8 protein-coding genes are annotated in these 12,754 nt (G+C 72.2%); 4 read left to right on the top strand and 4 right to left on the bottom strand.

What is annotated here, in order from left to right:
* Positions 1-402 precede the first annotated feature (402 nt).
* The 3 genes from ACMA1D_RS20505 to ACMA1D_RS20495 all read right to left on the bottom strand — a co-directional run bounded on the left by ACMA1D_RS20505 (position 403) and on the right by ACMA1D_RS20495 (position 4,072).
* On the bottom strand, positions 403-1,299 hold the full coding sequence (locus ACMA1D_RS20505) for an AfsR/SARP family transcriptional regulator (protein WP_414725461.1): 897 nt from the start codon (positions 1,297-1,299) through the stop codon (positions 403-405).
* A gap of 653 nt (positions 1,300-1,952) precedes the next feature.
* Positions 1,953-2,624, bottom strand: coding sequence for a hemerythrin domain-containing protein (locus tag ACMA1D_RS20500; RefSeq protein ID WP_349995687.1), 672 nt, complete (start codon positions 2,622-2,624; stop codon positions 1,953-1,955).
* A 473-nt stretch (positions 2,625-3,097) separates the two neighbouring features.
* Positions 3,098-4,072: a LysR substrate-binding domain-containing protein gene (locus ACMA1D_RS20495; RefSeq protein ID WP_414725460.1), complete on the bottom strand. Its 975-nt coding sequence runs from the start codon at positions 4,070-4,072 to the stop codon at positions 3,098-3,100.
* Between the two features lie 134 nt (positions 4,073-4,206).
* On the opposite strand from ACMA1D_RS20495, the gene ACMA1D_RS20490 reads away from it, so the two are divergent.
* Complete coding sequence (locus ACMA1D_RS20490) at positions 4,207-5,574, top strand: MFS transporter (RefSeq protein ID WP_414725459.1); 1,368 nt, start codon at positions 4,207-4,209, stop codon at positions 5,572-5,574.
* A gap of 493 nt (positions 5,575-6,067) precedes the next feature.
* Here the strand turns inward: ACMA1D_RS20490 and ACMA1D_RS20485 are convergent, their stop codons facing one another.
* Positions 6,068-6,901, bottom strand: coding sequence for an arylamine N-acetyltransferase family protein (locus ACMA1D_RS20485; protein ID WP_414725458.1), 834 nt, complete (start codon positions 6,899-6,901; stop codon positions 6,068-6,070).
* Positions 6,902-7,555: 654 nt separating this feature from the next.
* Here ACMA1D_RS20485 and ACMA1D_RS20480 point away from each other — a divergent pair.
* The 3 genes from ACMA1D_RS20480 (at position 7,556) to ACMA1D_RS20470 (ending at position 12,707) form a co-directional block, all read left to right on the top strand.
* Positions 7,556-10,417, top strand: a complete 2,862-nt coding sequence (locus tag ACMA1D_RS20480) for a helix-turn-helix transcriptional regulator (RefSeq protein WP_414725457.1) — start codon at positions 7,556-7,558, stop codon at positions 10,415-10,417.
* Between the two features lie 669 nt (positions 10,418-11,086).
* The gene (locus ACMA1D_RS20475; RefSeq protein WP_414725456.1) at positions 11,087-11,479 is read left to right on the top strand and encodes a nuclear transport factor 2 family protein; all 393 of its coding nucleotides are present in this window, start codon (positions 11,087-11,089) and stop codon (positions 11,477-11,479) included.
* Between the two features lie 439 nt (positions 11,480-11,918).
* The gene (locus ACMA1D_RS20470; RefSeq protein ID WP_414725455.1) at positions 11,919-12,707 is read left to right on the top strand and encodes a phosphopantetheine-binding protein; all 789 of its coding nucleotides are present in this window, start codon (positions 11,919-11,921) and stop codon (positions 12,705-12,707) included.
* Positions 12,708-12,754: the final 47 nt, after the last annotated feature.

The raw sequence follows: 12,754 nt of genomic DNA, 5'->3' as shown, positions 1-12,754 counted from the left end.
CTCCACGGCACCGACACCTGGACCGTGGTGTAGCCAACGGCACGCCAACGTAAGGGAGTTGGCGCAGCACACGGAGGCGCAGACATTGCTGACGCGGGCGCGCCGGGGTGCGGCGCTCTCACCTGTCCGTACCTGCGTGAAGGCAGGGGAAATCCCGGGAGGGCCGGCGGAAAGCAGGCGGAACGGGAAGGAAGAGCACGGGGAGTTGGGGAGTCGTATCGGGCCCACCGCGGAATGCGCCGCAGTGGGCCTTTTGCGCTGGGCGAGCCCCGTGGTGTCGCCCAGCGGTGAGGGAGTACGCGCGCCGGCGTGAACGCGCGTAACACCCGTAGGGCCTGGGGAAACCGAAACGGTCCGAAGGGGGACCGCATCGTTCGCCGTAATCCGCAGGCCGGTTCGTGGTTACGCCAGTGGCCTGCTCACCGAGGTGGTGGCGTGCAAGGAGGACGGCGTGGGTTGGATGGGGAGCGTCGGGGAGGACGAATAGCGCGCGAGGTCGAGCGCCAGCACGGAGTCGGAGCCCGCCGGGCTGTCGATCACCGGGTCGCAGGCGAGCACGGCCTGATGCAGATTGCGCATCCGCGGCGAGGGTTCGAGACCGAGCTCGTCGTGCAGCACCTGGCGGAGCCGCTTGACGACTTCGAGCGCCTGGGCGCGCCGGCCCGAGCGGTAGAGCGCCAGCATGAGCTGGGCGTGCAGGTTCTCGTGCGTCGGGTGCTTGGTGACCAGGGCGCTGAGCTCACCGAGCAGTTCGTGGTGCCGGCCGAGTCGCAGGTCGGCGTCGATGCGCTGCTCGTGCACGCTGATCCGGTCCTCTTCGAGACCGACCAGGTGCGCCCGGAGTACGGGGCCGGCCTGGACGTCGGAGAGTGCGGACCCCTGCCACATCGTCAGGGCGCGGGTCAAGAGCGCCGATGCGGCGTGGTCGTCGCGGTGGAGTTCCGCGCGGCCCTCACGTACCAGCGAGGTGAAGATATTGGCGTCGAGTTCGTCGTTCCGGACGGCCAGCAAATATCCGCCGTCCCGCGTCTCCAGAACTCGGCGGGCAGCTTGTAAACTGCCGATGCGCGGAACTCTGCGCAGCGTTCGCCGCAGTTGCAGGATGTAGGACTGAAGGGTCGACAACGCCGTGTTGGGTGGCGATGTTTCCCAGAGTTCATCGATGCAGGTGCTGGTGGAAACGACCTGGTTGGCGTTGAGCAGCAGCAGGGCCAAAAGCTGCCGTTGTTTCGGTGCCGTTGGCGTGTAAGAACGCCCCTGCTCGTACATGCGAAGCGGGCCCAATATGGCAAATTCCATGACGTTCTCGTTCACCTTCCAGAAGAGTGTGACGAGAGGCTCGATGAGTGGGGACGCGTGGAGGGGCCACTCGGACGAAACGTCATAACAGCACCGGGATTCGCCTCACGCTGGTCCCCGTATGGGCCGCTCCGCTGGGGGACGGGCGTCCGTCGCTGTTCCGTCATGTCCGGTTTTTGTGGCCTTGCTACGCCGCCCGTTCATCCCCCCGTGGCTGAAAGTCGAGCAAATCTGGAGCCGGCAGGCAGTCTATGTCACCTCAAGTCGGTCGTTCAACAGTTCACCAGTGAGTCAATAGTTCCGCATGGTGAAGCGCGTTCGGACATCGAACGATCCAGATAGTAACCCGCTTTGAGCTGAGCACCTATGGTCCTTCCGGCTCTGTGCCGGATGGTCATCGCACTGCCTTTTTCCGCAGGACTCTCCCTCACCTGGGCGGCTGGTCTAGGCCAGGTGTGGAGTCGGTCAGCTTACCCGGTCGGCGGCGGGAGTGTGGCGATCGATCGGCGGGGCCGTGACAAGCGAGAACCCCCGTCGCCGAGCGTGGCGACAGGGGTTCTTTTTGTATTCAAGAAGTGAACGAAAGGGCCGTCAACAACCCTTTGGTGCCGGGTAGTTGTGGGGTCCGCGGCGGCCGGGTCCCGGTGGCCGATTCATAGGGCCCCGGCGAGCTCCCAGCGCGGCGTGCGCTCGTAACGCGGCTGCCATACCGTGCGGCAGATAAAGCGCAGCGGTGGCGAGAGGAGTCCGAGGATCTGGGCCCGGGTGCCGTCGGGGGCCCCGTCGAGCAGCCAGGGGAAGAAGGACGAGGCGCCCTTGAGGCCCACCTGGCGCCGCTGTTCGTCGCAGAACGCGCGCCATTCCTGCCGGCTGAGCACGCTTTGCATCAGCGGAAGGGCCTCGGCTTCCTCGTGGTCGAGGTGGGTGAGCAGCGAGGTGGAGAAGTCCTCGGCGTACTCCCGCAGGCGGAATCGGCGGTCGTGCGAGAGGGCCGCGTCGATCTTTCGGATCATCGGGTCCATCTCGGCGTTCTCGGCCTCCATCGACTCCAGGAGTGCCAACTCATGCGGCTGGCCCGCGAGTCGGGCGCGCAACGCCGGCCACAACACACAGTCTTTGGCCGTGCGTTGGATCGTCAGATTTCGCTTGAGCGTGTGCCAACCCGCGCGAATGGACGCGCCATCGCGCACATCGTCGCTGTAGGAGGCAGACATCAGCAGGGCCGCGTCACGCCGAAAGGCATTGTGTACCGCGTACGTTAGCGTCAGATCGGCCCGGCACAGGTCGCGAGTTCCCGCTATGGCGCTCAAGAGCTGCCTCCTCATGGTGAGAAGTCTGGTGCAGGTTGCTCCGAATCTTCGGAACAGTGTGCACCTCAATTACCTCCGGTGCAAGTTGTTCCATACCGCGGAATGGACTGTTGACCGGCGAACTAATTGAGTTGGTGCCGCAAAATCCGGCAATTCGGACCCCGGGGTATCCGGCCACGTGTCACTGTTATCGCGCCAGGTTGCGGGTGCGGTACTGCGCGTATTCGGTGCGGATATCCGGCGGCGAGTGCGCCGGGGCGGTGTGCTTCCTGGCCGCTGCGACGGTACGCAGCTCCGGCCGGTTCCGGACGGCTGTTTCGCGCCGAGCCTCGTGCGCGTGCCCGGCCGCGGTTCAGGGGCGAGATCCAGCCACCCCGATCATGCTCGCCGAGCGGCCACCCGTACGGCGTATGTGACCGATCCAACAACGCGGTGCCGAGCGGAACCTGATGGGGCATCGGGCGGAGCGGGGGCGCGGTCCGGCCCGGTCACGCCGTCTCGGGTACGCGGCGCCCGCCGGCCGTGCCCCGTACGTCCTGGGCGGCCGGCGGGGCGGAGGGGGCGGCAGCGGGCTCGGGCGCCTCGGCCAGGGCCCGGTCCAGGGCCCGGTGGGTGGCGGTCTCCTTCGCGTGCTGCCAGATGAGCGCGAGCGCCGACCCGGGCAGGCCGGTGACCGGGACGAAGGCGATGTCGCGCCGCCCCTGGTGGGTCGCGGTCGGGGCGCACAGCAGCATCGTGCCGAGCCCCGCGGCGACGGCGGTCAGCCCCTCCTGGAGCGTGCAGACCAGCGGGCCCGCCGCGATCGGCCGCCCGCCCGGGGTGGTGGGCGGCACCATGGCCTCGCGCCAGTAGCGGGGCGCCGGGCTCCGCAGGCCGATCATCCGGTGGTCCGCCAACTCCTCGGCGCAGACCGAGGGCCGGTGGGCGAGCGGGTGGTGCACCGGAACGGCGAGCAACTGGGGCTGCTCGGCGAGGACCGTGCCGACCACCAGATCGGGTTCGGCCACCGGCAGGCAGACGAGCGCGGCGTCCACGTCGCCGCGCCGCACCGCACCGAACGGGTCGGCCAACGGAAGCTCCACCGGTGCCACCTCGCACTGCGGATGACGCTCGTGGAAGGTGCCGAAGGCGTGCATGACGTGCTCGTTCGCCGAACCCAGGAAGCCGACCCGGAGCGTGGCGAGCACGCCGCCGGCGGCGTGCGCGCGGGCCCCGTCGACGGCGGCGCGCAGCGCCTGGTACGCGGGCCTGAGCTCGGTGAGGAAGCGCTCGCCGAGCGGGGTCAGTTCGACCCGGCGGCTGGTGCGCTCCAGCAGCCGGCCGCCGACCCGGCGCTCCAGTGCGCTCAGCAACTGGCTCACCCTGCTCTGTGACACGTACAGCCGCTCGGCCGCCCGCCCGAAGTGCAACTCCTCACTGAGTGCGAGGAAGCACTCCAACTCGCGGATCTCCACTCCGCTCACCGCACCGCCTCCTCCGTGTGCCGCGGTGCCGGCGCCCCGGCCCGTGCTCGCCCGCGGCGATCGATAAATCTGACTCATACAAGGATGAGCAGTTCGGCGTTGTTCCCGATCGGGCGCGGCTGAACGCTAGGGGCATGTCCGAGACCCACGAGCCCGCGCCCCGGGCCGCCGATCCCGCGCCCGTGCACGGCACCGGGCCCGCCCCCGCGGCATCCCTCACGACCCCGCCCCGTACCCCGCCCCGTACCCCGGGCGGCACCCCAGCCGCGCCCCCAGCCGCCGCCCGTGACCAGGGGGCCGACGGAGCGGCGGGTGACGCCGGGCACGTACCCGCCCCGCGCGCGGGCGCGCGGAGCTGGCTGGCCGTGCTCTCCGTCGCCGTCGGCATCTTCTCGGTGGTGACCACCGAGATGCTGCCGGTCGGCCTGCTGACCTCGATCGGCTCGTCGCTGCACGTCAGCGACGGCACCGCGGGCCTGGCCATGACGCTGCCCGGGCTGGTGGCGGCGGTGGCCGCGCCACTGCTCGCGGTCCTCGTCGGGCGGCTGGACCGCAAGTACGTGCTGTGCGCGCTGATGGGGCTGCTCACCGTCGCCAACCTGGTCTCCGCCCTGGCGCCCAACTTCGCCGTGCTGCTCACCGCGCGGGTGCTGGTGGGCCTGAGCATCGGCGGGGTGTGGTCGATCGCCGCCGGGCTCGCCGTGCGACTGGTGCCGGAGCGGTCCGTCGCCGCGGCCACCTCGGTGATCTTCAGCGGGATAGCGGTCGCCTCGGTGCTCGGGGTGCCGGTCGGCACGCTCATCGGCGATCTGGCCGACTGGCGCGCCGCGTTCTGGGTGATCGCCGCGCTGGCGCTGGCCGTGCTGGTCGCGATGGCCGTCCTGCTGCCGCCGCTGCCCGCGACCCAGCCGACCAGCCTGCGTGAGATGCCGGGCCTGTTGCGCAACCCGGGCCTGCGGATCGGGCTGCTGGTCACCGGGCTGCTGGTGACCGGCCACTTCGGCGCGTACACCTACGTCCGACCGGTGCTCGAAGAGGTCTCCGGCGTCGGCTCGGGACTGATCAGCACGCTGCTGCTGGTGTACGGGGTGGCCGGGATCGCCGGCAACTTCCTGGCCGGCGCGCGCGCCGGGCGCGACCCGCGCGGTGCGCTGATGGTCCTGTCGGCGCTGCTGACCGTCGCGGTGGTGCTGCTCGCGCTGGTCGGCACGTCCACGCCGGGCGCCGCGGTGCTGCTGGTGGTGTGGGGGCTCGCGTACGGGGGCGTGTCGGTCAGCGCCCAGTCGTGGATGTTCCGGGCGGCTCCGGCGGCGCGCGAGGTGGGTTCGGCGCTGTTCGTCTCGGTCTTCAACCTGGCGATCGCGCTCGGGGCGTTGCTCGGCGGCCGAGCGGCGGACGGCATCGCCGTGTCGAGCGTGCTGTGGTTCGGCGGCGTGCTGGCCGTGCTGGCGCTCGCGAGCCTGTGGCTGCTGGGCAGGCGGGTGATGCCGCGCCAGGGGTAGTGCGGCGGGCCTAGGCGGGCGCGCGTCGGTCCGGGCCGTGGCCGGTCTGGCCCGCGGTGCGGACCGAGCCCGTGGCGGGCCCGGTCCACGGCGCGTACGGAGCCCCTGCGCGGGTCCGCCCGCGGCGCGGACGGGACCACCGCGCGTACGGCGGGCGCCGGTCGGGGCGTACGGGCGGTGGTCGTAGGGGGCTGGGACGCGCCGCCGGCCGGAGGCGCGGCCGGGGCCGCGGGTGGGGCGCGGCGGGGTACGGACGGAGCGGTCGGTGGCGTACCTCGCGGGCGGGCGCGCGCGTGGCCGCCCCGTCCGTGCGGGCCCGGACGGACGGCGTACGGTGCACCCGGCCGGCCCCGGGCACTTGGCTCCGGGGGAGGTGCGCGACGGCCGCGCCGGGCCCGCGCTCCCGCCCCGTGGGGCGGCGCACCCGCCCCGCCCGGCGCCCGCCACCGTCCGCTGCCCACCCACCACCGTCAGCCGCCAGCCGTCGCCGTCCTCAGGCCGGCAGTCGCGTCCCCGGTGGCAGGTGGATGCCGAAGGTCGTGGCGAGCGTGTGCAGGACCTCCGCGTCGTCGGCGAGTTCGCGCTTGGTCGCGGTGCCGTCGCCCCGGGTGTGGATGAGTTGGCGGCCGACCAGTGCCAGGTGGTGGTCGACCCCGGGCTGTTCGGCGAAGAGGCGGCCGTAGAACGGGGACCTGGGGTGGGTGGCCATGTACCAGTTGGCGATCTCGAAGTCGGGGAACTCGAAGGGCTCCCGGGTGAAGGCGTAGACATCGCTCCACGCGCCACCGGTCGGCTTCAGTTGCAGCACCCACAGGTCTTCCGGACCGTCCTGCGGCTCGCGCACCAGTCGCACCGTCCACGCGCCGCGCTCGCGGGGCGCGTCGGCCTCCAGCGGGATGGCTTCCAGGAGCCCGGTGGCGCCGAATCCGACATCGGCGAGATGGGGCGTTTCCGAGCCCGGCACCCGGACCATCAGCACCATGTGCGTACGCGGCCTGGTCTTCTCGCCCCGCCCGTTCGTACGGACCCTCGCCGCCAGGTAGGTGACGCCAAATCCCAGGGCCCGCAAGGCCGTTGCGAGCAAGCCGTTCTGTTCGTAGCAGTAGCCGCCGCGGCCCTCCTGGACGAGTTTGCGCTGGACGTCGGCGAGGGCCAGTGAGGGGGCCGAGCCGAGTACCGCTTCCGCGTTCTCGAAGGGGATGTGCAGAAGGTGGGCGCGGTGCAATGAGCGCAGTGTGTCGGCGGTCGCCAGGTGTTTCCCCGACCACTGGATGCGGGCGAGATACGCGGTGAGATCCAGGGCGCTCGGATCGTGGTCGGCGGGCATCGGACATCTCCTCAGGGGCGGTTGGCACACGCATGTGCCCGGGGCGCTCCCGACGATAGTTCGCCCAGCTCATCCCGGCGTCCGTCAGACGCCGTGACCGCACTACGCCCAGCGGCTTAGGACCAGCAGTCCAGCCGCCGGCAGACCAGTGAGACGGAGTGTCAGAAAGCCGTTCGCCGCGTTGTACACCGTACGGTTTCGAGCTTTGCGTTACGCCCCGTAACCCGTCTACCGACGGGGCGTTCAATATGGCGCCTTAACTCCTCGCGAAGGTGATAAAAATGACCCTTCCGGAAGTCTCGGTCAGATAGGTTTAATATTTCACCTCGGGTGCGGGGTGGGTTACGATGTTGGCGTCGGATCAGTAATGCGTAGCGTCGTCATGCCCTTGTGCGGGCATGTGGCCATGCGCGAGACAACGGGGGATTTGACGGCTTTGCTTCAGCGCTACGCGTGTATCTGTGGCCGCAGCTCGATTCGCCTTGACGAATGCTGTGCCAGCGCGTCTGCGTCGCGTCGTACGGCTGTTTGACGAGCGACTTTCGACTCCTCCCCGCTTTGCGTGTGAACCTCGTGTATAAAAAGCAATTTCAGCGGTGTACTGGTATCTGCGGAGCAGCCATCTCTTTATGAAAGGGTGGGGGGAGCACCGTAATGCGGCTTGAACGCGGTCCCTTTGTTGAGCGGCACGGTGAATTCGAGGCAATCGATACGGCGATCAAGCACTGCCATGTCGGAGACGGGCAGCTCCTGATTTTCGAGGGTGGTCTCGGGCTCGGTAAGACGGCGCTGCTCAACGAGGCGAAGAAAAGGGCCATCGACGAGGGTTTCGTGGCGCTGTTCGCGCGGGGCAGCGAGTTCGAGGCGGGCTTCCCCTACGGCGTCGTACGGCAACTCTTCGAGCCCTGGCTGGCGGCGGCGAGCCAGGAGGAGCGGGACGCGGTGCTGAGCGGGCCCGCCCGGCTGGCCGCGCCGCTCTTCGAGTACGCGACCGGCGCCGTCGCGACCGGCGCGGGGCCCGAGCAGCGGCAGGCCGTGCTGCACGGGCTCTACTGGATGTGCGTGCATCTCGCCCGCCGCGCCCCGCTGTTGATCCTCCTGGACGACCTGCACTGGGCCGACGTCGCCTCGCTCCAGTTCCTGCACTACATGGAGGGCCGCCTTGAGGGGCACGCCATCGTGGTGTGCGCGGCCACCGAGTCGGTGGACAGCGGCCAGCGGGCCGACATCAACCAGGCGCTGCTGGCATCGGACGCCGCCCGGCTGCTGCCGGTGAACGCGCTCAGCGAGGACGGCGTGCGCGCCTTCGTGGCCGGCACGCTGGCCGCCCCGGGGCCCGACGACGCCTTCGTCCGCGCCTGTTACGCGGCGACCGGCGGCAACCCGTTCTTCCTGCGCGAACTGCTGGCCGACGCCGAGGCCACCGCGCTCCACGACCCGCGGTCCATCGCCCGTACCGGTCCGCGGAACATCGCGCGCGTGGTGCTGCGCAGGCTCCAGCAGTTGCCCGAGCCGCTGGCCGAGCACACCACCCGGCTGGCCCGGGCGCTGGCCGTGCTCGACGCGCACGCCGAACTGGCGCTGCCGCACGCCGCGCACGTCGCACAGGTCGCCGAGTTGGACGCGGCCGAGGCCGCCGACGCCGTCAGTACCCTGATGGACCTGGGCATCGTGCACCCGCAGGCGCCGCTGCGGTTCGCCCAACCGATCGTGCGCACCGCCGTCTACGCCCATCTGCCGCTGCCCTACCGGCATCGCGCGCACGCGCGCGCGGCGAAGGCCCTGCACGCCGCCGGCGCCCCCACCGCCCAGGTCGTACCGCTGCTGGTGCCGCTGCCGCCGTCGGGTGACGCCTGGACCGCGGGCGTGCTCGCCGCCGCGGGGCGCGAGGCCCTGGAGGCGGGCGATCCGGCCGCCGCCGTACCGCTGTTGCGCCGGGCGCTGAACGAGCCGGCGCCCGCCGCCGACGCCCCCGAGCTGCTGGCCGGGCTCGGTGGGGCGGAGCTGCGGATGCGCGACCCGGAGGCGCTGGCGCACCTGGGCGAGGCCCTTGAGGTGACCGACGACCCGGTGCGCCGGGCGGGCATCGTCATCGACATGAGCGCCGCGCTGATCGCCGCCGCCCGCTACGAGGATGCGCTCGGGCTGCTCCAGGGGGTGCACGCCGAGGTGCAGGGCCGCGACCGCGAGGTGGAGTTGCGGCTGCACTCGGAGATCGTCAAGGTCGCGCAGCTCACCCCGCACACCAGGCCGCTCGCCATGCGGGAGCTCAGCGTGCTGGACCGCACCGTGGTCGGCGAGGACGGGGCGACCGCCGCCCTGGTCGCGGCGCAGCAGACGTTCGAGACGCTGATCAGCGGCGGGGCCGCGGACCAGGTGGTGGCCGCCGGTGAACGGGCGCTGCTGCACGGCCCGTTGATCGGGCCACCGGACGGTGGCGCCCAGGCGAGCTGGCTGATCGCGCTGGCCTTCGCCTGCTGCGACCGGCTCCTGGAGGCCGACCGGTTGCTGGTGGACGCGCTGCGCGAGTCCGAGGAGCGGGGCCTGCACCTGGCCACCGAGGACCTGCGCGCCCTGCACGCCTGGGTGCGCCTCCAGCGCGGCATGCTCGCCGAGGCGGAGACCGACGGTTCGCTGGCGCTCGGCTCGACCGAGGGGGCCGGGGTGCCGGCGATGGGCATGCCGTTCGCGGCCGGCGCGTTGATCGACTCACTCGTCGCGCAGGGGCAGACCCGGATCGCGGCGCGCGTCATCGACCGCTGCGGGCTCGGCGCCGACATCTCCCGGCAACCGCCCTACCTGCCGCTGGTGATGGCCCGCGGCCGGCTGCGGATCGCGCAGGGCGACGTCGAAGCGGGCGTCGATGACCTGCTGCGGGCGGCCGACGCGCTGCGCGAGTGGGGCACCGACTGCCCCGCGCTCAGCCCCGAGGCCGAGGCCGCGGCGGCGCTGGCCGGCATCGGCCGCACCGCGGAGGCGGCCGAACTCGCCGCCACCTGCCTGGCAGCGGCGCGCCGCTTCGGCACCCCGCGCACCATCGCGGGCGCGCTGATCGCCGCCGGTCTCGCCGCCGGGGGCAGGGCCGGGCTGCGGCACCTGGCCGAGGCGGTGGCGCTGTTGCAGGACGGCCCCGCGGCCCTGGAGCGCTGCCGGGCGCTGGTCGAGTACGGGGCGGCCCTGCGCGAACAGGGCCGCGCCGAACAGGCCAGACCGGTGCTGCGGCAGGCCGCGGAGATCGCCGAGGCGAGTGGGGCGGCGGCGCTCGGCAAGCGGGTCAGGCTCGAACTCGCCGCCATGGGCGTACGCGCCAGGGTGCCGAGCCGTACCGGGGTCTCCGGGCTCACGCCCCGGGAACGTTCGGTCTCGGCACTGGCCGCCGAGGGCAAGCGCAACCAGGAGATCGCGCACATGCTGTTCGTCACCGTGAAGACGGTCGAGTGGCACCTCGGGCAGGCGTACCGGAAGCTCGGCATCGCCTCGCGCGGAGAGCTCAGGGACGCCCTGGCCAGGGCCTGAGCGGGGCAAAGGCTGGGGTTGCTGCTGGGGCGGAACCCGAGGTCGCGCCCGGCCCGTGGCCCGCACAATCGCAGCGTGGCCCCGGCACCCGCCGGGCCCCGGCCACCGGCGCGGTCCAGCGCCCGGTGCCCGCCCTCGTCGGCCCGGTCAGCGGGCGGCGCGGGGCCCCTGCCGTACCCCTGCCGTACGCCGTCACGGTCGCGCCCCCACGCGCCGTACGGACGTCGGCGGTTGCCGCCCGCTCGGAGCACCCTGCGCTGGCGGAGCACCCGCCTCGTCGGAACACCCGCCCGTACGGCTGCGCTCCGTGCCGTGGGGGCGGTCGCCCGTCGTGTGGGTGGCCTGTCGCGCGCCAGCATGCCGCCGCCCCCGTGTGGCGTGCTGGTACGGGGCGGGCCAGCCCGGTGCCGGCGGGGTGATCGGTGTCGGTCGGGCGGCGGGTGCCGGCTGGGCTAGTCGCGCCGTCCCCGGCCAGATGAACCGGGCGAACGGCGCGTCAAGGGCACGTCAGCCGCGTCAGCCGCGTCAGCAGAGCCGGCAGGGGCCAACCGGGCCAGGGCCGGCAGGGCCGGCAGGGCCGCAGGGCCGACGGGCCGACGGGGCCACTCAGACCCACACCCCCGGGCCAACGGGGCCCGGGGGTAACAGATAACCCATCAGGAGGACCACATGCCGGACGAGATCGAGCGCAAGCGACTGGTGCAGGACTACTACGAGCGGGTCAACGCCGGGGACGTGGACGGGATCTGCAAGCTGTTCGCCGCCGACGCCCGGATCGAAGACCCGGTCGGTACCGAGGCCGTGGTGGGGGAGGCCGCGGTGCGGGCCTACTTCGAGCGGGTCGTCACGGAGTTCGGCACCCAGGACACCCCGGGGACGCTCACCGGGTCGCAGGACGAACAGCACGTGGCAGCGGGGCTGACGGCCACCATCCGCAACCCGCAGGACCCGGCGGGCGGGCGGCTCGCGGTCAACGTGACCGCGGTGTTCCGGATCGACGCGGACGGTCTCATCGCGGAGATGCGCGCGTACTGGGGGGCGACGGACGTGACGCCGGCGTGACGCCCGCCTAGGGGTCCCGCACACGGAAGTCCACGTGGTGGCGGTGATGCTGGGGTGGATGCTGGGGGCGCGCCCCAGGGATTCGCGCCCACACTTCACCCCAGAATCATGCCCATGGCCCAGTCAAGTTCGTGCATGGATCGGGAAAGTGGCCGATCAATTTTGCGCATGACTTGGCCAATGGAACGCAAAGACGCCAACTTCGGTCGGATGTAGCCGTGCAGCACGGCTCGCCTGTCGTCGGCGCGGTGCGCGCCGTACGGAGAGCGCGGGGCGGCGGGTGAAACGGCCGCCCGGCACGGCACCGTCCCGACCGGCGACCCCGGCGACCCCGGCGGCGACGGACCGCCGGGGCCCGCGGGGCCGCCGACCGGCCGGCGCGCACGCGGTCCAGGCCGGGTCCAGGGCCATCGGGTCATTCGCCACCGGGGGGTTTCGCATGAGCACGCAGGAGACGGCCGCTGCCGCGGGGCCGGCCGACGACGACGGCCGCGGCGGCCACGGGGGCGCGGCCGGCGCCGGCCACGCACCGGACGACGGAGCGGGGCCCAAGCCCGGTGGGGGCCGCGCACCGCACGCGGAACCGGCGGCGCCGGGGGAACCGGCGGAACCGGCGAGAGCTGCGGAACGGGCAGAGCGGTCCGAACGGGCCGAATTACCCGAACGCTTAAGCCAGTTGGCCACCGCACCGGCCGACGAGCGGGAGAGCGCACTGCTCGACCTGGTGCGGGAGCAGGCCGAAGCGGTGCTGGGGCACCGTGCCAACGGTGACGTCGAGCCGGACCGGCCGTTCCGCGAAGCGGGGTTCACCTCACTGATCGCGGTGGAGCTGCGCGACGCGTTGCGCGAGGTCACCGGGGTCGCGCTGCCGAGCACGGTGCTGTTCCGGTACCCGACGCCGCTGGAACTCGCCCGCCACCTCGACGCCGAGCTCTTCCCACCGGCCGGGCCCGGACCGGCGGGGACCGGGCCGGCCGGGCCCGGGGCGGGCGGCGCCGGGCTCACCGCGCTCTGGGCCGACGTGGCGCGCCTTGAGCACCGCATCGCCGCCACCGCCGTCGACGACGACACCCGCGGCCGGGTGGCGGACCGGCTGCGGAGCCTGCTGCGCACGCTCGACGAGGGCGCCGGGGCGCCGCCCGGGGGAGCCGCTGCCGGCGACGGCATCGACACCGCGTCCGACGACGAGATGTTTGCGCTCATCAACAAGGAACTCGGAATCGGCTGAGCAGCCGTTCCACCCGACCGCCAGCCTTGCCGCCACCCTCACCTTCG

This window comes from Streptomyces sp. 796.1, assembly GCF_047525675.1.
Classification (GTDB): domain Bacteria; phylum Actinomycetota; class Actinomycetes; order Streptomycetales; family Streptomycetaceae; genus Streptomyces.
Note: the sequence above shows the minus strand (reverse complement) of the source record. Positions and strands in the feature narration are given on the sequence as shown.